The following is a 21,645-nucleotide window of genomic DNA, read 5'->3' on the forward strand; positions in this document are numbered from 1 at the left end:
ATGCGTGTTTCTAAGTTCTGGGCAGCCCCGCTGCTCTCCCTGCTAGCCCTGACCAGCTGCGACCCCGACGACGACCAGCCGGTAAACCCCCAGCCCGAAACCACCAGCGTATTCGTCATCAACGAGGGCAATATCACCCGCTCCAACGGCTCGATAAGCCTGTATAACAAGACGACCGGCGCGCTAACGCCCGACCTGTTTGCCAGCGTGAACAACCGGCCGCTGGGCGACGTGGTGCAGAGCATGACCGTGAGCAACGGCCGCGGCTACATCGTGGTCAACAACTCGAACAAGATTGAAGTCGTGAGCCTGCCCGGCTTCCAGTCGGTGGGCGTGGTGCGGGGGGCGCTCCGCAGCCCGCGCTATTTTCTGCCCGTGAGCGCCACCCGGGGCTACGTCACGCAGTGGGGGAATTTCCGGGGTTTGCGGGCCGATGTTAAGGTAATCGACCTCAATACTTTTGCCGTAGTCGACAGCATTCCCACCGGCCCGCTGCCGGAGCGTCTGGTGCTGGCCGGCGGCAAAGTATACGTGGCCAACTCGGGCAGCAATACCCTCACCGTCATCGACCCCGCTACCAACCGCGTGAGCAGTACCCTGACCGTGGGCGATGCGCCCAACAGCCTGGCCACCGACAAAAACGGCCTGCTGTGGGTGCTGTGCGGCGGCACTGTGGCCTACACCCCTACCTACGACGTGGACTACGCCGCCACCACAGCCGGCAAGCTGGTAAGCGTGAATGCGGCGGCTGCCACCGTGGCTGGCACCCGCACCTTCGCCACCAACCGCCGCCAGCCCACCGACCTGCAAATCAACGGCGCCGGCGACCAGCTGTACTTCCGGGCAGCTGATGCGCTGACGTACACCGGCCCGGTGTTCCGCCTGGGCATCGCCGAAACCGCGCTGCCTGTGCTCACGGCGCCTTTCATTCGCCGGTCGTTCTACGGCCTCGGCGTGGATAAGCGCACCGGCCACATTTATGGCGGCACCGGCACATTCCTGGGCACCGACAAGATGATTCGCTACGAGAGCACCGGCACGGCCATCGACTCGGCCGCCGTAGGCGCGGGTCCGAATGGCTTTGTGTTCTACTAATAATCAAGCGTTTTTCTGCTAAAAACAATAAGCCCCGGCCGTCTGACGGCCGGGGCTTATTTTGTGGCTTAAGAATACGCCTGCTACTGCACTACGATGCGCCGCGTCAGTTGTTGGCCGTCGGCATAGCGGGCGCGAAGCAGATACAGGCCGGCGGGCAGGCCGGTCAGGTCGAGCGTAGGTTCGGCGCTATGGGCGATGGCGCGTGCCGGGCGCCCCAGGGCGTCGAGAAGCTCGATGCGGCGTAGCGCGGCGGGCTGCGGCAGACGCAGATACAGACGGTCGTGGGCGGGCAGTGGCCAGGCTTCGAGCAGCCGCGCGGCAGCAGCTGGCTGAATGGTGAGGCTACGGGCCATTACCAGACGGGTGAGGCCATAGCTGGGCTGCCCACCCGCCCGCGAAAACCGCCCTACCACCAGGGTTCCGGTGGAGTCGGTAAGTAGATGCTGAACGCGGGCGTTGTTGATATAACTCATGTAGCCGGGGCGCATACCTATCGGCGGGAAGTAAATGCTGTCGGGAGTGTCAATCAGGCGGCCCGCAATGCGGTTATCGTTAGTGCCAGTAGCCGCGTAGCTCTGCAGTGGCGCATGGGGCTGCATCCAGACGGATAACTCCCCGGCCGCCAAGAAGCTGCCATCGGCCAGCGGCGCAATGCTGGTAAGGGCCGAGGAGCGAAACGGATTGGCGATTGACGACCCCAGCGAGGCATAAAGCGTCGAATCGACAGCACCGGTGGCCGACAAGCGTAGCACGTCGCTGTACCGGCCGTTGGCCCTGACGGTGCCCGCCAGCAGGTAGCCCCCGTTGGGCAGGCGCCGCAGGTCGTTGGCGTGCGAGGCTATGAATTGCGGGCTCGTAAAAGTCGGGTCGGGTTGGCCGGTGGGCAGCAGCCGACCCACTTGCACTTCGCCATTGCTGAAATATGTCTGGTTAATAGCGAGGTAAGTAATGCGGCCGTCAGGCTCCAGCAGCAGGCGCTGCACCAGCGCCGCCGGCCCCAGCGGCGACGGCTGAAAGGCAGGGTCGCGGCGGCCATCGGGCAGCAGGCGCACCAGGGCCTGCGGGCCGCCCAGCACGATGCGCCCATCGGCCTGAATGGCCAGCGCCCGGCAATCGTGCCGGCCCAGCCCGCCGCTGGTATCGGGCACAAACGAGGCATCCGGCTGACCCGTAGGCAGCAAGCGCTGTAGGGGCGGCGCCGCCCCAGGCCAGGCCACCAGCACCCGGCCATCGGCCTGCACGGCCAGGGCGCTGGGCAAGCCCACGCTGCCGGTCGGTGCCCCGCCGCCTGCAAACGACGAATCGACCCGGCCATTGGGCCACAGCCGGGCAACGTACCGGGTGGCAAAACCATCGACGGTCAGAAAATTGCCCGCCACCAGGTAGCGGCCATCGGCCTGCCGGGCCAGCAGCGTCACGCCCGGATTCAGCGTATCGCGCTGGAAGTGGGCGTTATGAAATGTGGGGTCGCGCTGCTGCGCCACGGCGGCAATGCCGGACCCCGCCAGCAGGCCCAGCAGGAGTAGGAGTTTGGACATAGCCGGTTTTTTAGGCAGATAGAAAGAAAATCAGCCGACAAAAAACATGCCGTAACGCTGGCAAGCAGCTTGGTAGCTTGGTCGGAATGCCAACGGCCGGTTGAGGCATGGGAGCCATGCCTCAACCGGCCGTTGAGCGAAAGCGAGATAAGCCGTCGGGCTTTAGTCAGCGATGCCGTCCTTGTTGCGGTCCACGGCTTTGCCGGCTTCCTTGAGCAGGTCTTTGCCGGTGGGGCGGTGGGTGGTATCGGCCTGCAGGCCGGCCGTGACGGAGTCGCCGCCGGCGGTGCCGCCTACTTCGTGGGTGAGGGGCCGCTCCTTATCGTGGCCGGTTTCGACGTTGGTATCGCCGGGCTTGGTGCCCGAGCTGCAGGCGCTGAGCGCCGCGGCGCAGATGCAGGCCGCAGCCAGCGGACGGAGGAAGGATTTCAGAAGCATGAAAGAAAGTATGGGGGGTGAAGGGTAAGCAACGGCGCAAGGTAGAAAAATAACGGCGTCCTGTGCAAACGTATCCGCCGCGGGCGGGTTGGGAGAGGGGCAGGACCAGCGGCTGGCAGTGGCAGCTACCAAGGTAGCTGCGGCCAGCTGGCCCGGGGGCGGCCAATAGCTAATAATGAGCCAGCTACTAGGTGGTTGCGGCATCTAAATGCCAAAGTTCTGTACGCCCTGCCGCTGGTTATTCCGAAATTTCCGTTATTTTCACTTCCCCGATTTCATTTCCCATGCCTCAACCCCTGCTTCGCCGCCTCGAAAAACGCCTCGCCGCCTGGCGCTGGCAGCGGGCGGCCGTGCTGGCGGGCGTGAGTTTGGGGCTGGCGCTGCTGCTGGTGGTGTACTTGTTTGGCGGCGACCGGTTTTTTGGTCGACTTTTTTCAGCCTTCTTCGTATTCTTCTGGCTGCTGGCACTGGCCTACTACGCCATCATCCCGTTTGTGACCTGGGCCAGCAGCGCCTGGTTTGGCCGCGGCTGGCAGACGGCGGCTGCGCCAACGTCGGCCAGTCCGCGCCGGACGACCCCGGCTCCGGCCCGACACTCAAATTCACCGGCTGCCTCCCGGCGGCCCGAACCTAAACGATAACGACCTTGAAGACGAATCTGCTGCATATCAAAAACATGGTGTGCCCCCGCTGCGTGGAGGCCGTACAAAACCTGTTGGAGCGCGCCGGCTACCGCGCCAAGGCCGTGACCCTGGGCGTGGCCGAGCTCGAAGACGCCACCCCCGCCGACCCCGAGCAGGTGGCCCCGCTGCTGCACGCCGCCGGCTTCGAGCTGCTGCTGGGCCGCGCCGAGCAGCTGACGGAGCAAATCAAGACCGTGCTGGCCGAATACCTGGAGCACCTGCGCACGGCGCGCGCCCCGCTCACGGCCTCGGCCTTCCTCACCGACCGGTTTGCCGCCACCTATTCGCACCTGAGCAAGGTGTTTTCGCGCACCGCGCACCTCACCATCGAGAAATACCTCATCCGTCTCAAGATTGAGCGCGTGAAGGAGATGCTGAGCTACGGTGAGCTGACCCTTAACCAGATTGCCGACCAGATGCGCTATAGCTCGGGCCAGCACCTGAGCAACCAGTTCCGGCAGGTGACGGGCTATTCGGTGAGCGAGTTCCGCCAGCTGATGCTGCCCAAGCGCCTGAGCCTCGACGCGCTGGCGTAAGCGCCGCGTTTATCTGAATAAAGAACAAGCGCCGGGCCCGCCAAGCCCGGCGCTTTTTTATGCCCCGACCCTACTTCTTTCTCTTCCTGTTACCCCTGCCTATGGCTCTCGCCGCTTATTTATCCGAATACAAGGTCAACGTTAAAAACGAAATCCTGGCGGGGCTGACGACGGCGCTGGCGCTGGTGCCCGAGGTGGTGGCGTTTGCGCTGCTGGCGCACATCAGCCCACTGGTGGGCATTGGGTCGGCGTTTGTGATTTGCCTGGTGACGGCCGTACTGGGAGGGCGGCCGGGCATGATATCGGGGGCGGCGGGCTCGGTGGCGGTGGTGATTGTGAGCCTGGTGGTGCAGCAGGGCGTGGAGTATCTGTTTGTGGCGGTGGTGCTGATGGGGCTTATTCAGATAGGTATCGGGGTGCTACGGTGGGGGAAGTTTATCCGGCTGGTGCCGCAGCCGGTAGTGTTTGGGTTTGTGAACGGGCTGGCCATTATCATCTTTATGGCGCAGCTGGAGCAGTTTAAGGTGCGGGAGGCTGGGGGAGGAGGGGAGCACTGGCTGACGGGGCCGGCCCTGTGGCTGATGCTGGGGCTGGTGGCGCTGACGATGCTCATTACTTACCTGGTGCCGCGGGTGACGAAGGCGGTGCCGGGCTCGCTGGTGGCCATTGCGGTGGTGTCGGCGCTGGTGATTGGGGGCGGGCTGGAGACCAAAGCGGTGGGCGACATTGCTTCGATTGCGGGCGGGCTGCCGGTGCCGCACCTGCCGCAGGTGCCGCTGAGCTGGCACACGCTGGCGGTGGTGGCGCCCTACGCGGCCATTATGGCGCTGGTGGGGCTGACGGAAAGCCTGCTGACGCTGACCGTGGTGGATGAGATAACCGACACCCGGGGGCAGGGCAACCGCGACTGCGTGGCCCAGGGCCTGGCCAACGTGGCCTCGGGGCTGACGGGCGGCATGGGCGGCTGCGCCATGATTGGCCAGACGATGGTGAACCTGGAGGCGCGGGGCCGGGGGCGGCTGTCGGGCGTGGTGGCGGCGGGGGCGCTGGCGGCCTTTGTGGTGGTGGGCTCGGGGCTGATTGAGCGGCTGCCGCTGGCGGCGCTGGTGGGCGTCATGTTCACGGTGGTCATTGCCACGTTTGAGTGGGCCAGCTTGCGCATCCTGCGCCGGATGCCGGCTACTGATGTGCTGGTGATGGCGCTGGTAACGCTGGTGACGGCCATCTCGCAGAACCTGGCGCTGGCGGTGCTGCTGGGCGTGGTGGTGTCGGCGCTGGCCTTTGCCTGGGAGAATGCCAAGCGCATCCGGGCGCGGCAGCATGTGGATGCGGCGGGGGTGAAGCACTACGCCATCTACGGGCCGCTGTTCTTTGGCTCGGTGCAGGCGTTTAGCGACAAGTTTGACGTGGCGCGGGACCCGGCGGAGGTCGTTATCGACTTCGGGGACAGCCGGGTGGCGGATATGTCGGCCATTGAGGCGCTACACAAGCTGACGGCGCGCTACCAGCGGGCGGGCAAGACGCTGCACCTGCGCCACCTCAGCCCCGACTGCCGGAAGCTGCTGGCCAACGCCGGAGCCATTATCGACGTGAATGTGCTGGAGGACCCGCTGTATGTGGTGGGGGAGTAGGGCGGCCCGGTGCCGAATTGTGTAGGGCGGCGGCGGGAATGTTGCGGCCCGGCGGGCCAACCCGGCGGCGGCAAACTGCGTGTTTAGGGCAGTTCCCGTTATCCGCCTTGTAATGTCCCGATTGTTAACTGCCCTGGCCGCGCTGCTGCCACTGGCCGCCGCTGCCCAACATCATCCGGCCGCCCCGCCAGCCACCCATCCTCCCGGCCACCAGATGCCGGCCGATACCACCCACGCCGGCCACCAGCACACGCCCGGCATGGACATGAGCGGCGCCATGCCGGCCGACAGCTCCCACGCCGGCATGCACCATATGGGCATGGGCAACATGAGCCACGCCTACTCGCGCCGGCTGCCCATGAGCCGCAACGGCTCGGGCACCGCCTGGAACCCCGACCAGACCCCGATGTACATGTGGATGCAGCACAAGGGGCCGTGGATGCTGATGCACCACGGCAGTGCCTTCCTGCGCTATACCAACCAGAACTTCACCAACGGCGACGCCCGGGGCCGGGCCAACCGGGTGGATGGCCCCAACTGGCTGATGACGATGGCCCAGCGCACCATCGGCCAGCGCGGGCTGCTGAACCTGACCCTGATGGTGAGCCTCGACCCGCTGACCGAAACGGCCGGCGGCTACCCCCTGTTGTTTCAGACCGGGGAGTCGTACAAAGGGCGGCCCCTCATCGACAAGCAGCATCCGCACGACCTGTTTTCGGGGCTGAGCGTGGGCTACACGCACGCCGTGAGCGACGACGTGGACGTGACGGCATACTTCGGCTACCCCGGCGAGCCGGCCATCGGGCCGGTGGCGTTCATGCACCGCATCTCGGCGATGCCTAACCCGGACGCGCCGCTGAGCCACCACTGGACGGATGCCACGCACATCACCTTCGGGGTGGCCACGCTGGGCGTGCGGTATCGGCAGTTCAGGCTGGAGGGCAGTAACTTCACCGGGCGCGAGCCTGATGAGCACCGCTACGGCTTCGACCGGGTGCGGGCCGACTCCTGGGCGGGGCGGCTGAGCTGGAACCCCACCAGCACCCTGGCCCTGCAGGTGAGCCACGCCTTTATCAAGAGCCCCGAGGACCTGCACCCCGATGACAACGTGCGCCGCACGACGGCCAGCGTGCTGCACAGCCGCAGCTGGGGCGAGCGGCACTACCTATCCTCGGCGCTGGTGTGGGGCATGAACGAGGGGCACGGGCCCCGCCCGGCCCATGCCTTCCTAGCCGAAACCAACCTTACCCTGGGCCGGCCCACGTTCTACGGGCGCTACGAGCTGGTGCAGAAAGACAGCGAGGAGCTGGACTTCTACAGCATCGGCCCTACCGACCAGCTGCTGGCGGGCGTCTACAATATCAACGCCCTGACGCTGGGGGCCAGCTACCGCCTGGCCAGCCTGGGCGGCGCCCGGGGCCCCGAGCTGCACGTGGGCGGACAGCTGACGGGCTACCTCATCCCCGAGGAGCTGCAGGGCTTCCACTATAGCATGAGCTCCGTGGGGCCGGGCTACGGCAAGTTCCCGCTGTCGGCCTCGGTGTATGTGCGCGTGAATGCGCCGTGGATGAAGCCGATGTCGATGTAGCGCGAACTTTGCAGTTCGCGTCCCCGCGCCGTCAGAACAAACGCAAACGGCGCGGGGACGCGAACTACAAAGTTCGCGCTACAACGCCCGCCGCTGGCAGCTCTACCACCACCAGAAAGCCCGGGGCGGCCTTCTCGTACTGTACGGTGCCGCCCACGGCCTGGGCCCGGGCCTGCATGTTGCGCAAGCCGTGGCCGCCGGCGCGGGCGCTGCCATCGTGCCCCTGGCCATCATCAGCCACGGTGAGGTGCAGGCCGGTGGGGGAGGCGTCGAGGCGAATGGTGACGCGGGTGGCGCGGGCGTGCTTCACCACGTTGTGCAGGGCTTCCTTATAGATAAGGTAGAGACTCTGCAGCGTTTCGGGCGCGAGCGGGGCGGCGGTGGCGGCGGGGCTGACCTCGAAATCGACCTCCAGGCCTAGGGGGTAGAGCACCTCGTGGGCATGGTCGCGCATGCGGTCGAGCAGCGCGGGGAGGGTTTGCTGGGTTTGGTGGAGGCCCCAGACGACGTCGCTCATCTGCTGGGTGGCCTGGCGGGCGGTGGTGGTGAGCTGGTCGAGGCGGGCCAGCAGCTGGGCGGGGCTGCCGGGCACCTCGCGCAGCAGGGAGCTCTGCATGCTGATTTGGGTAAGCAGGTTGCCTACGTCGTCGTGCAGGTCGGCGGCCAGGCGCTGGCGCAGGGCCTGGGCGGCGGCGGCGCGGGCGGCGGCCTGCCGGCGGCGGTATTGCCAGAAGGCGCCGCCAGCCAGCAGCAGCAATAGCCCGGCAATGCCCACGGTGCCGGCCAGCTGCTGGCGGGCCTGCAGGCGCTCCAGCTCCTGCTGCTGCTGGCGCAGGCGGGTCTGCTGTTGCAGCAGGTCGAGCTGGGTTTGGGTGCGCGAGCGGGCGGCGCGGGCCTGGGCGGCGGCCAGCTGGCGGTTGGCAGCTTCGCCGCTGAGGGTGTCGGCGTAGGCGCTGGCTAGCAGCTGGTGCTGGTAGGCAGTGTGGCCCTGGCCCAGCTGGTCGCTGATGCCGGCCAGCAGCTGGGCGGCGTCGCGGGCCTGGGGGCGCAGGTGGGCGGGGCGGGCAGCGGCCAGGGCCCGGGCCGCGTAGGGGCGGGCACTATCGGGGCGGGCGGGCAGCCAGTTGCGGGCCAGCAGCAGGTTGGCCTGGGCCAGCTGCTCGGGGGTGGCGGTGGGCTGCAGCAGGTGCAGCAGGCGGTGGGTGGCGCGGCGGGCCGCCAGGGGCTGGCCTAGGCGCTGCTGCATCTCGGCCAGGTTGAGCTCCAGGGGCAGCTGGCCCCGGGCGGTGGTGACGGGCTGGTAGGCGGCGTGGGCCTGGGTGTAGGCGCGGTGGGCGGCGGCCCACTGGCCCTGGCGGCGCTCGACGTCGCCGAGCACCAGGTACACCGAGCCGCGCGTGAAGGCATCGGGGGCGGCGGGCAGCAGCCGCAGGGCAGCCGCGATATGGGCGCGGGCCTCCGGGTATTCGCCCAGGCCGGCCGCGATGCGGGCCGCCTGCAGCAGCTGCAGCAACTCGGGGCGGCGGCTGGGCAGGGTGCGGGTGAGGGTGAGGCCATCGAGGCTGGGGCCGAGGGCGGCGGCGTAGTTGCCCTGCTCGCTGTAGCTGCGCGAGAGGTTGAACAGGGCCCGCGACTCGGTGAGGGGGTTGCGAAGGCGCCGGGCCCAGCGCAGGGCCTGCCGGCTGTGGTAGATGGCCGAGTCGTACTGGTTGTGGGCGCGGGCATTATAGCCCACGTTGAAGTGCGCCTCTACCAGCCCCCGCGCGTAGCCCAGGCGCCGGGCCAGCGCCAGCGCCTGCCAGGCCAGGGGCTGGGCCTGGGCGGGGTCGCTGAGGCGCAGGGCAAAGGCCAGGGTGTTGAGGCGCAGCACCCGCAGGGTATCAGGGCGGGGTTGGGTGGCGAGTAGCTGGGTCAGGCTGTCGCGCACCACCGCCAGGCGGGCCAATGACAGCGCCGGGCCCTGGGGGCCCTGGGCCCGGCTGGCTGCACTGCCCAGCAGCAGACCGGCGGCTACCACCCACCGGCGCAGGTGGCCTGGCAGCCAGCCGGCAGCCGGCCCGCGTGCCCGTGACTTTTGCGTACGTCTTCTCTGCATAGGTGTCGCTAACTCCATTCGACGCACGGAGGTTTGCGGCGGCGGGGTTTCTCTTACGGCAACCTAGGGCGCACCGCCAGCCCGGTGGGGCGCCGCGCCAGCGGCGTTTATGCATCAGATGCGCGGGTATTCGAAGAGGTATCAATCCCACGGACAGTAAAAGGACGTATCTTTCTCTTGAAACAATAACTAACCCAGGTTGTGGAGTAGCCGCAAAGCGGCGATATGTTGGTAGCATTGCAGTTGATTTAGCTAACAGAGCCGCAAAGCGGCGGCACTCTTGCCTGCCGGAAGTGCCGCCGCTTTGCGGCTCTGGCTAGTGTAGGCTGCTCTTGACTACCAACGTGCCGCCGCTTTGCGGCTACTCCGCAGCTTAGGGTAGTTACCCCTCCTTCACCTGTGCCCTATCCTTACTTTCCCTGGCGTAGCGCCAGGGTGCTGCCCACCACCGCCCGCCTGCTGCTGGGCCTGGCCCTGGCTGCCAGCACCCTGCCGGCCCAGGCCCAGGCCCAAACCCCCGCCGATACCCTCCACCGCCAGGCCCTGACGGGGGTGGAGGTGACGGCCACTCGCCCAACCGCCGAACGCCCCAAAGGGCCGCAACAGCGCCAGGTCATCAGCCGCCGGGAGCTGGAACTGACCCCGGCCCAGGAGCCCACCGATGTGCTGAAGAAGCATACCGCCGTGGACGTGGTGCAGTTTCCCAGCCTGCTGGCCGGCGTGGGCATCCGGGGGTTCCGGCCGCAGACGAGCGGGCTGAACCAGCGCACCCTGCTGCTGGTGGACGGCCGCCCCGCCGGCACGGCCAACCTGGCCACCCTCGACCTGAACAGCGCCGAGCAGGTGGAGGTGCTAAAGGGCCCGGCCTCGGCCCTGTATGGCCCCCAGGCCATGGGCGGCGTGGTGAACGTGCACACCCGCCAGTCGCGCGGACCGGTGCGTACCTCCCTCACGGCCGGCTACGGCAGCTTCCGGAGCTACCGCTTCGGGGCCACTTCGGGCGGCAATATTACCAAGAGGCTGGACTTTGACCTGTCGCTCGGCTACTTCCGCCGGGCCCAGGACTACACGCTGGGTAACGGCGGCGTGTTCCGCCGCTGGCTCGATGGCGGCCACGCCACCCTCACCTACGCCGACGGCAGCACCGCCCGCACCGACGATGCCCGCGCCGACGGTCAGCGCCGGGTCTTCACCCAGCTGGGCTACTACACCGGCGCCCTGCGCCTGGGCTACCAGTTGAGCGACAACTGGCGGGTAGATGTGCGCGGCGAGCAGTTCGCGGCCCACGACGTGCAGTCGCCCGCCGACATTGCCACCGGCAACCTGAGCGGCTCTACCAAGCGCATCGACCGCCGGGGCCTGGACCTGAGCGCTACCGGTAGCTACGCCCGCCACCAGCTGCTGGTGCGCGGCTACGCTTCCCGCGAAAGCAATGCCAACAACACCCTGTTCAACAGCAGCAGCGCGCCCATCACACCCTACCGCTCGCTGGAGAACCCGCTGCGGTGGCGCGGCCTGCAGCTGCGCGATGTTATCAAGCTGGGCCGGCAGGCCCTGACGGTGGGCGCGAGCTACAACGAAGCCCGCAGCACCTCGCAGCGCTTCACTGCCGCCGGGGCCAACCTCGCCCCGCTCAGCCCCAACTACGAGCTGCGCACCACCGCCGTCTACGCTCAGAGCCAGCTGAATATGTGGGCCGACCGGGTGGTGCTCACGCCCGGGGCCCGCGTCGATGTCATTACCTACCGCATGCTTGCCACCGAGCTGCTCAACACGTTCACGCCGGGCCAGCACACCTATCCCTTTTTCAGCCCCAGCCTGGGCGCGCAGGCCGAGCTGCTGACCGGCCTGCGGGCGCACGCCACCCTCGGGCGGGGCTTCATCACCCCCGATGCCGCCCACATCGCGGGCTTTACCCAGGTGCTGAGTGCCACCGGCACGCCCCGCACCACGGCCCTGGTGCAGGGCAACCCCGCCCTGCGCAACGAAACCAGCCTGAGCTGGGACGCTGGCCTGCGCTTCGACCGCCCCGCCGCCGGCTTCGCGGCCGACCTTACCTACTTCGCCACCCGGGTGCGCCACCGCATCACCACCCGCACCACCAACCCGGTGGGCGAAACCACCCCCGAGGGCCTGCTGGTGCGCTCCCGCACCACCTACCTCAATGCCGACGACAGCCGCATCCAGGGCCTGGAGGCCGAGGCCAGCTACGACTTTGGCGCGCTGGCCGGGCACCGCTACGTGCTACAGGCCTTCATCGGGGGCACCCGCAACTTCCGGTTCGCCGACGTGGTGAACAATGCCGACGGCACGCAGTCCACGCGCCCGGTGTTCAACGTGGCCCGGCTCAGCGGCAACTACGGCGTGGCCTTCGACAGCCGCCACGGCCTGCGCGCCCGCCTGGCGGGCCACTACGCAGGCCCCCGCGCCGACAACGACTTTACCGACACCCGCGCCCCACAGGTGGACTACCCGGCCTACCTGACCCTCGACTTCGCGGCCGCCTACACCCTGGCCACGCGCCACACCCTCACGCTGCAGGTGGCCAACCTCACCGACGAGAACTACTACGAGAAGCGCGGCTTCAACCTACCCGGCCGCAGCTGGACGGGCGGCTACGCCATTGCCTTCTGAGGGCCGCACCGGCGGCACCTCCACTACGGCCCATCAGGCCCCCACGGCCGCGGGCAGGGTGGCTACCACCGCGAAGCCCGGGCCCGCCTCCTCATACGCCACGATGCCGCCCACGGCCTGGGCCCGGGTCTGCATGTTGCGCAGACCATTGCCGCCGAGGCGGGCGGTACCGTCGTGGCCTTGGCCATTGTCGCGCACCAAGAGGCGCAGGCCGGCGGCCGAATGGTCCAGCCGTACCGTGACGCGGGTGGCGCGGGCGTGCTTCACCACGTTGTGCAGGGCTTCCTTATAGATAAGGTAGAGGCTTTGCAGGGCTTCGGGCGCGAGCGGGGCGGCGGTGGCGGCGGGGCTGGCCTCGAAGTCAATCTCGATGCCCAGGGGGTAGAGCACCTCGTGGGCGTGGTCGCTCATGCGCTCCAGCAGCTCGGGCAGGGTTTGCTGGGTTTGGTGCAGGCCCCAGACGACGTCGCTCATCTGCTGGGTGGCCTGGCGGGCGGTGGTGGTGAGCTGGTCGAGGCGGGCCAGCAGCTGGGCGGGGCTGCCGGGCACCTCGCGTAGCAGGGAGCTCTGCATGCTGATTTGGGTGAGCAGGTTGCCTACGTCGTCGTGCAGGTCGGCGGCCAGGCGCTGGCGCAGGGCGGTGGCGGCGGCGGCGCGGGCGGTGGCCTGCCGGCGGCGGTAGCGGGCAAAGAGCACGCCGGCCCCAGCCAGCAGTAGCACGACTAGCACGCCCAGTCCGGCCCGCTCCTGACGGGTGCGCAGGCGGGCCAACTCGGCGGCCTGGGCTTGCAAGCGCGCCTGCTGGGTCTGCAGCTGGGTGCGCTGGGTGAGGGCCTGCACCTGCTGGGTGGTGGCGGCCAAGTGGGCGGTTTGTTGCTGGGCTGCCAGCTGCTGGCGCAGGCGCTCCTGGGTTTGGCGGGCAGCGCGGCGGCCCAAGGTGTCGCGGTAAGTGGCTTCGCGCTGCCCGGCCTGCAGGCGCAGGGCCGTTGCCTGCAAGCTGGCGAGGCGGCGGCTCTGTTCCAGCTCCTGGATGCGGGCCTGCTTGCCGGCTACGTCGTAGCGGGTTTGGGCATCGGTGAGGGCCTGGGCCTGCCCGGCGTTGCGCAAGTCCTCATGCAGGGCATTGTAGCTGGCAAGCGTGTCGAAAGCGGCTGCCCGGCCCAGGCGATGCATGACAACAGCCAGGTTGCCGAGGGCATTTTCCAGCTGACTGGTCTGCTTGCTGCGGTAGCCGAGGCGCACGGCTTCCTGGGCGGTACGCTCGGCGGCGGGCAAGTCGCCCAAAACGCTATAGGTCTGGGTAAGGGTGCTCAGCATGGCCAGCTCCAGATAGGTGTCGGGCAGGCGGCGGGCCAGGGCCAGGGCCTCTTGCGTCAGCACCAGGGACGAGTCGGGGTGCCCGGCACGGGCTTGGGCAGCACTCACGCCACTCAGGGCAACAATGCGCTGGCGGTCGAAGCGGCCATCCGGGGTTTGGGTGAGGGCCAGCAGGCGGCGATTGGTGCGCTCGGCTTCCGCAAAGCGGTTGAGCATCTCATACATGTTGGCCGTGTTGGTCAACGTGCGCAACTCGCCATCCAGCGAGCGGGGCGTGAGCTGCTGGTAAAGGTCGTGGGCCTGCTCATAATAGGCCACGGCCTGGGCATAGTGGGCTTGCTGGCTGGCCACGGCCCCCAGCCCCTCCAGGCACCTGGCTACCTGCTGCTGGCTATGCAGGGCGGTGTAGATGCGCAGGGCGGCCTGGTAATGCGTGTAGGCAGCCAGCAGGTGACCGCTCGGCACTTCTATCTTGCCTAGTAGCAGCTCGGCCAGGGCAATGCCGCGCAGGTAGTGCAGGCGTTGCGCCAAGGCCAGGGCTTGCTGGGCCTGCGAGCGGCCAGCGGCCAGGTCGGTACGGCGCAGCAGGTCGGCCAGCTGCCCGCGGTATTGCACCTGCAGCGTATCAGGCAAGTGGGGCTGGCGTAGCCGGGCCCATAAGGTATCGGCCGGCATCGTATTGGCCGGCTGCTGGGCCCGGGCCCCCAGTGGCAGCCAGGTCAGCAGCCACCATGCGCCGGTTATCAGTAGCTGACGGTTGTTTGTGCGCTGAAAAAGCATAAGTAGAAAGCCGAACTATGGGCCTGACACGCAAAATGCCCACCCCGGCCGAGGTGGGCATTGAGCAAATGTACGCCCCGCCCCCCGCTACTGGCAATAAGCTGCCAAATTCTGTCGTAGCTGGCGCTACCCAAGCAGGCACGCAGCGGCCCAGGTGTCGGCAAAGATGGCAGGCCATCAGCAAGCCGCTGGCATATGCCTTCTTTCATGCCGGTATACGTCATCCATGATGCCCGCACATGCGGCCTTACCTGCCGGCATCTATACCAGCTCATGCCGGCACAGGTGCCCGCACCTGCTGGCACATGCTCCTGCTTCTGCCGGCAGTAGCCGGCTGGCAGCCGGCAGTTTACAGGCCGCCGCTACTACATGTAAACTATTTTACACTTAAAAAGTCAAAAATGCCAGTGTTCCAGTAGGATATTTCGTTTCAACTTTTATATTTGCCCCCACTTAAGCCTTTTAACACACGCATTTGACTTCACTTTTACCTCTTTTCAATCATGGCCGAACAACCCGCCAAAGTAGCCCTGGGGCTAAATAGCCTTAATCCCAGTAGTATCATCAGCCTGAATGCCACGATTGTGAGCAGCATGACCGGCAACAAACTGTTTACAACTCCCGCCGTGCCGCTGGCCGACATGAGCACCGACGCTCAGGACTACCAGACCGAAGAAAATGAAATCAACGCCGCCGAAGCGCAGCTAAAAGCCCGCCGCACAGCCAACAAAGGACGGCTGAAGAAGGTCGAAAAAAACATGACCCAGCAGGCCAACTACGTCAATGGTATCGCGCAGGGCAGCCGGAGCATCATCGAATCGGCCGGCATGCCGGCTTCGTCGGAGGCGCAGGCCAAGGGCAAGCTGCCCGTGGTGACGGGCCTGCAGCTCAGCCCCGGCGGGGCTAGGGGCCAGGTAGACGCCAAGTGGGGTGCGGTGAGCAAAAAGAAAGGTAGCCGCGACGGATACATGGTGTACTTCGGGCCATCGCCTACCAACATGACCGGCAAAGAGTTTGCCCACGGCTCCAGCTTCACCATTAAAGACCAACCGAGCGGCCAGGACCTGTGGGTGTGCGTGCAGGTGCTGGGCAAAGAATCGGGCGACTGCTGCAATCCCATGTCGCAGATGGTGCCGTAGGGCCTGCTTCTGGCCGCTGATAGTAAGCAAAACGCTGGCAGGAAGAACCCCAACGGGGTTCCAGAGCCTAGCCCAGGGTTGGCGACACCAGTCGCCTACCCTGGGTATTGGCAGCCAGATAGCAGCCAGAACCCCAACGGGGTTCCGCAATCACCCGAACGATTGGCGGAACCCCGTTGGGGTTCTGTCATTCAAGCGTTGACCGGACCCAGGGTAGGCTTCGCCAACCCTGGGCCAGACTCCGGAACCCCTTCGGGGTTCGGAGCTGATGCGATGGCTGCTACTAAATGCAAACACCCGTGTATGCAAAAACGCCCCCGACCGCAATGGCCGGGGGCGTTTCCCTTTTAGCAGAAGCGAGGTTGGTTAGTTCAGCACCACGCGGCGGGTGAGAGTGTGCCCGCCCACCGTGAGGCGCAGGGCGTACACGCCGGCCGGTAGGCCGGTGAGTGTGAGCGTGGTTTCGGTCGTGGGCAGAGCCACGGTACGCACCACCTGGCCCACGCTGTTGTAGAGCACGCCGGTGGCCGCCTCGCCCGCCGGGCGCAGCACCGTGAGGGTGCCGTGCGTGGGGTTGGGGTAAGCCAGCACCTGGGCCTCCAGGGCGGCGGCGGTAGCCAGCGGAGCGGCGGCCGGCGTCAGGTTCAGCCAGAAGCGGCCGGGCGCGGTGGTGGTAGCCGAGGTGAAGGTGTAGGCCGCGCCGGCCACCAGCAGCGTGCGGGTGCCGGTGAGGTTGTCCACCAGCTCGGCGCGGGTGCCGGTCAGGTTGGCTAACGTGGCGGCCGTGAGGGTGTAGGTGCCGGCAGCGGGCAGGCCCACCTGCAGCGGCACAGCGCCGGCTAGGGTGGGGCGGCCGTCGATGGCCAGGGCCTCGCCGGTAGCTGTGAGGCTGGCCAGGTTGAGGCCGCTGGGGTTGGCCAGCTTCACGGCGTCGTACTGGGCCTCCACCGCCGGTGCGGCGGCCGGGTTGGCATACAGGGTGAGGGCATCGGTGCCGGCTGCGCCGGCCAGGGCCAGCGTCAGGGTGGGCAGGGTGCTGGTCGAGCGGCCAAAGGCCGGCTGGGCATCGAAGGTCGTCACGCGGTTGTCATTGGTGAAGCGCACCGTGCCGGGCGTGCCGGGGGTAGTGGTGCGCACGAAGAAGCCGCTACCGGCCGGGACGATGGGCGAGTTACCGCCGGGCATATTAGCCAGGTACGTGCGGTAGGTGCCGGTGTAGGGGCCACTGCTCTGGAACACGTACAGCGCGCCGTCCATGTTCTGCAGGTTGGCGGCGGCCGTCGTGCCGATGCTCATCGTGCTCCAGTCGAGGGGGGCCGGGTAGGGGTTGCCCAGCAGGTGCCAGCCATCGGCGGGGCCGGTGCGCAGCAGGTTGCCCACGGCCAGCGGCCCGCTAAAGGCCGTGCCGGTGAAGTCGACCAGGGCCGCGCCGGGGGCCTGCACGGCGTAGCCCTTGCCCACGGGCATGGCTTCGCCGCTGAGGGCGGCCTGCCAGCCTTTGTTGAAGGTGTCGTAGTTGCTCACGGTGGTGGCAATGCGGTTCTGCTCGTAGCCAAACACCGTGGGGAAGGGCGTCACGGTGCCCGGCGTGGCCGACGAGTTGTAAGCCGCCGCGCCGCCAAAGTCGGGGGCGTAGCCGGCTGTGGCCAGGGTGTTCACCGTCTCGCTCATCATGGGCGAGGCGTAGTGGCGGTAGCCGTTGGCGGCGGTGTTCGTTTCGATGTGGCGCTGCAGCGTGGCCGTGGTACCCAGCACCCGGCCGGTGCCGGCGTTCACCACCAGGGCGGTGCCGTTGGCATCCGAGCGCAGGGTCAGGGGCTGGCCGCCCAGGTCGAGGTTGCTGGCGCCGGCCAGCGTCAGCACCTGCGTCACGGCCAGTGGCTGGCTCAGGGTCAGGGGCTGGGCGTCGAGGCTGGTCAGGTTGCGCACGGTAGTGGGCAGGCCGTCGCCGGTCTGCTGCGGGTCGCCGCCGGTCGTATATACATAGGATGCCTCCGGGGAGAAGCTCCGCAGGCCCGTCATCTGCACGGCCCCCACGGGGTCGCTCTGAGTGATGCCCTGCAGGCTGCACACCACGAGCGTAGCCCCGGCGGCCAGGGTGAAGCTGCCCGACCCGGTCAGGGGCTGACAGTTGGGATAGGTATCGAGCGTACCACTCACGTTCAGGGCGGTGTTCACCACCACGGCCCCGCCCAGCTGGGCATAGCCGCTGCTGGCCACGGTGATGGTGCCGTAGGTGCCGTCCGCGATGCTGTAGGGCGCGGCGGCCGTGCTGTTGGTGTTGTCCACGGTCAGGTCGGGCACGGTCACGGTGAAGAGGATACCATTGCTGGTGCCGCCGTTTGTGGTCACGGTGACAGGGCCGGTGCTGGCCCCGGCGGGCACGGTCACGGTCAGGCTGCTGCCGCTGCCGCCATACAGAAAGCCGGTAGTGACGGTGTTGTTGCTGCTGCCGCCAAAGGTCACGGCCACGACATTAGTCAGGTCGCTGCCGGTCAGGGTCACACTGCTGCCCACCGGGCCGCTGCCGGGGGTGATGCCGGTAAGCACCGGCACCGGGCAAGCCGTCAGCACCACCGCATTAGAGGCCGCCGAGGTTTCGCCATTCAGGCTGGCCGTGGCGGTGTAGCTGCCGGGTGTGCTGGTCACGAGCGGGTTGGTGGTGGTGTTACCGGGCGAGAAGGTGAAGCTGGCCCCGCTCACCGGGGTGGCCGTGGCGTTGAGGCTGCCGGTGGCCGTGAGGCGCACGAGGTTGTTCTGGCCCGCCGTGCCGTTGTAGCTGTTAAAGTAGCCGCCCGCCAGCACCTTGCCGTCGGCCTGCACCGCCACGCTCAACACGCCGCCGCTGAAGCCAGTGCCGGTGGCAAAGCCCGCATCAATAGTGCCGTTGGCGTTGAGGCGCACGAGGTAGTTCTGGCCCGCCGTGCCGTTGTAGGCAGTGAAGTAACCGCCCACCAGCACCTTGCCGTCGGCCTGCACCGCCACGCTGCTCACGCTGTAGTCGAAGCCCGTGCCGGTGGCAAAGCTGGCATCAAGGGTGCCGTCGGCGTTGAGGCGCACGAGATACTTGGTCGCCGTGCCGTTGTAGCTGCTGAAAGACCCGCCCACCAGCACCTTGCCGTCGGCCTGCACCGCCAAGCTGTTCACGCCGCTTTCGAAGCCCGGGTCGATGGGAAAGCCCGTGCCGGTGGCAAAGCTGGCATCCAAGGTGCCGTCGGCGTTGAGGCGCACGAGGGAGCTCTTGCCCGCCGTGCCGTTGTAGCTGTTGAAGTAGCCGCCCACCAGCACCTTGCCGTCGGCCTGCACCGCCACGCTCAACACGATGCTGTTGAAGCCCGTGCCGGTGGCAAAGCTGGCATCCAAGGTGCCGTCGGCGTTGAGGCGTACAAGGCTGTTGGCCGTCGTGCCGTTGTAGGTGGTGAAGTCGCCGCCTGCCAGCACCTTGCCATCGGCCTGCACCGCCACGCTCCGCACGGTGCTGTTGAAGCCCGTGCCGGTGGCGAAGCTGGCATCCAAGGTGCCGTCGGCGTTGAGGCGCACGAGGCGGTTGGCCGTCGTGCCGTTGTAGGTGGTGAAGTCGCCGCCCGCCAGCACCTTGCCGTCGGCCTGCACCGCCACGCTGTACACGTAGTCGCTAAAGCCCGTGCCGGTGGCGAAGCTGGCATCCAAGGTGCCGTCGGCGTTGAGGCGCACGAGATTATTCTGGCCCGCCGTGCCGTTGTAGCTGCTGAAGCTGCCGCCCGCCAGCACCTTGCCGTCGGCCTGCACCGCCACGCTGTACAAGTAGTCGCTAAAGCCCGTGCCGGTGGCAAAGGCCGGGCTGGCGGCCGTGGCCGTCAGCGTCCGGGGCTGACACACGTCCAGCGGCCCGGCCGGGCTGAGGGTCGCCACCAGGCCCCCCGGCCGGGGCGTGTAGGTAAAGCTGGCGCTGCTCGTGGCCGTGCCGCCCACGTTGTTGGTGAGCGTGAGCACGCCCGTGCTGCTCGTTACCGGCACCCGCACCGTGAGGCTGGTGGCCGACTGGCTCACGAAGCCCGTCGTCAGGCTGCCCGTGCCGAAGCGCACCCCCGTCACCAGGTCGAGCTGGCTGCCCGTGATGGTCACGCTCGTGCCCGCCGGGCCGGTCTTGGGGTTGAAGTCGGTGATGGTGGGCACAGGGCAAGCCGTAAGCACCACCGCGTTGGAGGCCACCGAGGTTTCGCCGTTGAGGCTGGCCGTGGCGGTGTAGCTGCCCGCCGTGCTGGTCATGAGCGGGTTGGTGGTGGTGCCACCGGGGCTGAAGGTGAAGCTGGCCCCGCTCACCGGGGTGGCCGCGCTGTTCAGGCTGCCGTCGGCGTTGAGGCGCACGAGATTATTCTGGCCCGTCGTGCCGTTGTAGCGGGTGAAGGTTCCGCCCACCAGCGCTTTGCCGTCGGCCTGCACCGCCACGCCCCGCACTTGGCTGCTGCCGCCGAAGCCCGTGCCGGTGGCAAAGCCAGTATCGCGGCTGCCGTCGGCGTTGAGGCGGGCGAGGTAATTGGCCGTTGTGCCGTTGTAGCTCGTGAAGATGCCGCCCGCCAGCACCTTGCCGTCGGCCTGCACCGCCACGCTAAGCACGTTGTCGTTAAAGCCCGTGCCGGTGGCGAAGCCCGCATCGCGGCTGCCGTCGGTGTTGAGGCGCACGAGGCGGTTCTGGCTCGCCGTGCCGTTGTAGCTGGTGAAGTAGCCGCCCGCCAGCACCTTGCCGTCGGCCTGCACCGCCACGCTAAACACGATGTCATCGAAGCCCGTGCCGGTGGCGAAGCTGGCATCTAGGGTGCCGTCGGCGTTGAGGCGCACGAGGCGGCTGGCCGCCGTGCCGTTGTAGCTCGTGAACTGACCGCCCACCAGCACCTTGCCGTCGGCCTGCACCGCCACGCTAAACACGGTGCTGCTGAAGCCCGTGCCGGTGGCAAAGCTGGCATCACGGCTGCCGTCGGCGTTGAGGCGCACGAGGAAGGGGGTCGCCGTGCCGTTGTAGCTCGTGAAGCCGCCGCCCACCAGCACCTTGCCGTCGGCCTGCACCGCCACGCTCCGCACTTGGCTGCTGAAGCCCGTGCCGGTGGCAAAGCTGGCATCGCGGCTGCCGTCGGCGTTGAGACGAATCAGGTTGCTGGCCCCCGTGCCGTTGTAGCTGTTGAAGACCCCGCCCGCCAGCACCTTGCCGTCGGCCTGCACCGCCACGCTAAACACGGTGCTGCCGCCGAAGCCCGTGCCGGTGGCGAAGCTGGCATCTAGGGTGCCGTCGGCGTTGAGGCGCACGAGGCGGCTGGCCGCCGTGCCGTTGTAGCTCGTGAAGCTGCCGACCGCCAGCACCTTGCCGTCGGCCTGCACCGCCACGCTGTTCACGGTGCTGTTAAAGCCCGTGCCGGTGGCAAAGGCCGGGCTGACGGCGCTGGCCGTGAGCGTACGGGGCTGGCACACGTCCAGCGGCCCGGCCGGGCTGAGGGTCGCCACCAGGCCCCCCGGCCGGGGCGTGTAGGTAAAGCTGGCGCTGCTCGTGGCCGTGCCGCCCACGTTGTTGGTGAGCGTGAGCACGCCCGTGCTGCTCGTTACCGGCACCCGCACCGTGAGGCTGGTGGCCGACTGGCTCACGAAGCCCGTCGTCAGGCTGCCCGTGCCGAAGCGCACCCCCGTCACCAGGTCGAGCTGGTTGCCGGTGATGGTGACGAGGGTGCCCGCCGGCCCGCTGGCCGGCGCAAAGCTGCTGACCCCGAACGGCGCGGCCGTCACGGTGAAGGGCAGGCCGTTGCTGAGGCCCGAGCTGTTCCTGGCGGTTACCGTGTACGCCCCGAGGCTCAAGCCAGCGGGCACCACCACGCCCGTGACGCTCGTGCTGCCAGCGATGTAGGTGTTGGCCGCGTTGGTGGCCGTGCCGCCGCCGCTGGTAAAAGTCACCGACGTAACGGCGTCCAGGTTGCTGCCGGTCAGGGTCAGCGAAGCGCCTGTGGGGCCGCTGGTCGGGTTGATGGCGGTCAGCGTAGGCGGTGCCGCCGCTGGGCGCAGCAGGTGGGCCGGACCGCTGGCCCCGGCCAGCAGCGGCAGCAGCGCCAGCCACAGGGCGGCCAGCCAGATGCGCATGGGCGGGACCACTACGGCCCCGCTCCTGAAGGAGATGTTTTGCATAAAGCAGACTAAATAAGGTCGGTG

At 67.7% G+C, this 21,645-nt stretch carries 12 protein-coding genes; 7 read left to right on the forward strand and 5 right to left on the reverse strand.

The features are described 5' to 3' along the window. Complete coding sequence (locus Q5H93_RS02075) at positions 1-1,095, forward strand: DUF5074 domain-containing protein (RefSeq protein WP_305004817.1); 1,095 nt, start codon at positions 1-3, stop codon at positions 1,093-1,095. A gap of 83 nt (positions 1,096-1,178) precedes the next feature. Here the strand turns inward: Q5H93_RS02075 and Q5H93_RS02080 are convergent, their stop codons facing one another. Then, positions 1,179-2,636, reverse strand: a complete 1,458-nt coding sequence (locus Q5H93_RS02080; protein ID WP_305004818.1) for a T9SS type A sorting domain-containing protein — start codon at positions 2,634-2,636, stop codon at positions 1,179-1,181. Between the two features lie 162 nt (positions 2,637-2,798). After that, positions 2,799-3,074, reverse strand: coding sequence for a hypothetical protein (locus Q5H93_RS02085; RefSeq protein WP_305004819.1), 276 nt, complete (start codon positions 3,072-3,074; stop codon positions 2,799-2,801). Positions 3,075-3,358: 284 nt separating this feature from the next. Here Q5H93_RS02085 and Q5H93_RS02090 point away from each other — a divergent pair, with 284 nt between their 5' ends. The 4 genes from Q5H93_RS02090 to Q5H93_RS02105 all read left to right on the forward strand — a co-directional run bounded on the left by Q5H93_RS02090 (position 3,359) and on the right by Q5H93_RS02105 (position 7,512). Next, positions 3,359-3,715, forward strand: a complete 357-nt coding sequence (locus Q5H93_RS02090; RefSeq protein ID WP_305004820.1) for a hypothetical protein — start codon at positions 3,359-3,361, stop codon at positions 3,713-3,715. A gap of 5 nt (positions 3,716-3,720) precedes the next feature. After that, positions 3,721-4,293: an AraC family transcriptional regulator gene (locus tag Q5H93_RS02095; RefSeq protein WP_305004821.1), complete on the forward strand. Its 573-nt coding sequence runs from the start codon at positions 3,721-3,723 to the stop codon at positions 4,291-4,293. 101 nt (positions 4,294-4,394) lie between these two features. Continuing rightward, positions 4,395-5,924 (forward strand): SulP family inorganic anion transporter, encoded by a 1,530-nt coding sequence (locus Q5H93_RS02100; RefSeq protein WP_305004822.1) that lies wholly within the window; start codon positions 4,395-4,397, stop codon positions 5,922-5,924. 112 nt (positions 5,925-6,036) lie between these two features. Beyond that, complete coding sequence (locus Q5H93_RS02105) at positions 6,037-7,512, forward strand: hypothetical protein (protein WP_305004823.1); 1,476 nt, start codon at positions 6,037-6,039, stop codon at positions 7,510-7,512. Between the two features lie 64 nt (positions 7,513-7,576). Here Q5H93_RS02105 and Q5H93_RS02110 read toward each other — a convergent pair whose 3' ends face one another. Then, positions 7,577-9,529, reverse strand: a complete 1,953-nt coding sequence (locus tag Q5H93_RS02110) for a tetratricopeptide repeat-containing sensor histidine kinase (protein WP_305004824.1) — start codon at positions 9,527-9,529, stop codon at positions 7,577-7,579. Between the two features lie 477 nt (positions 9,530-10,006). On the opposite strand from Q5H93_RS02110, the gene Q5H93_RS02115 reads away from it, so the two are divergent. Beyond that, complete coding sequence (locus Q5H93_RS02115) at positions 10,007-12,241, forward strand: TonB-dependent receptor (RefSeq protein ID WP_305004825.1); 2,235 nt, start codon at positions 10,007-10,009, stop codon at positions 12,239-12,241. Between the two features lie 33 nt (positions 12,242-12,274). On the opposite strand, the gene Q5H93_RS02120 is transcribed toward Q5H93_RS02115, so the two are convergent. Beyond that, entirely contained in the window at positions 12,275-14,338 is a 2,064-nt protein-coding gene (locus Q5H93_RS02120) for a tetratricopeptide repeat-containing sensor histidine kinase (protein WP_305004826.1), read from the reverse strand. Between the two features lie 503 nt (positions 14,339-14,841). On the opposite strand from Q5H93_RS02120, the gene Q5H93_RS02125 reads away from it, so the two are divergent. Next, positions 14,842-15,477 (forward strand): hypothetical protein, encoded by a 636-nt coding sequence (locus tag Q5H93_RS02125; RefSeq protein ID WP_305004827.1) that lies wholly within the window; start codon positions 14,842-14,844, stop codon positions 15,475-15,477. A 366-nt stretch (positions 15,478-15,843) separates the two neighbouring features. Here Q5H93_RS02125 and Q5H93_RS02130 read toward each other — a convergent pair whose 3' ends face one another. Beyond that, positions 15,844-21,621, reverse strand: coding sequence for a DUF8693 domain-containing protein (locus Q5H93_RS02130; protein ID WP_305004828.1), 5,778 nt, complete (start codon positions 21,619-21,621; stop codon positions 15,844-15,846). Between the last annotated feature and the right edge of the window lie 24 nt (positions 21,622-21,645).

The sequence above is a fragment of the Hymenobacter aranciens genome, assembly GCF_030580865.1.
Taxonomy (GTDB): Bacteria; Bacteroidota; Bacteroidia; order Cytophagales; family Hymenobacteraceae; genus Hymenobacter; species Hymenobacter aranciens.

What these genes read in the sequence shown, in the direction of transcription:
- Q5H93_RS02130 (WP_305004828.1), bottom strand. Translation starts at nt 21,621, where the DNA reads ATGCAAAACATCTCCTTCAGGAGCGGGGCCGTAGTGGTCCCGCCCATG.
- Q5H93_RS02090 (WP_305004820.1), top strand. Translation starts at nt 3,359, where the DNA reads ATGCCTCAACCCCTGCTTCGCCGCCTCGAAAAACGCCTCGCCGCCTGG.
- Q5H93_RS02120 (WP_305004826.1), bottom strand. Translation starts at nt 14,338, where the DNA reads ATGCTTTTTCAGCGCACAAACAACCGTCAGCTACTGATAACCGGCGCA.
- Q5H93_RS02080 (WP_305004818.1), bottom strand. Translation starts at nt 2,636, where the DNA reads ATGTCCAAACTCCTACTCCTGCTGGGCCTGCTGGCGGGGTCCGGCATT.
- Q5H93_RS02100 (WP_305004822.1), top strand. Translation starts at nt 4,395, where the DNA reads ATGGCTCTCGCCGCTTATTTATCCGAATACAAGGTCAACGTTAAAAAC.
- Q5H93_RS02105 (WP_305004823.1), top strand. Translation starts at nt 6,037, where the DNA reads ATGTCCCGATTGTTAACTGCCCTGGCCGCGCTGCTGCCACTGGCCGCC.
- Q5H93_RS02125 (WP_305004827.1), top strand. Translation starts at nt 14,842, where the DNA reads ATGGCCGAACAACCCGCCAAAGTAGCCCTGGGGCTAAATAGCCTTAAT.
- Q5H93_RS02075 (WP_305004817.1), top strand. Translation starts at nt 1, where the DNA reads ATGCGTGTTTCTAAGTTCTGGGCAGCCCCGCTGCTCTCCCTGCTAGCC.
- Q5H93_RS02085 (WP_305004819.1), bottom strand. Translation starts at nt 3,074, where the DNA reads ATGCTTCTGAAATCCTTCCTCCGTCCGCTGGCTGCGGCCTGCATCTGC.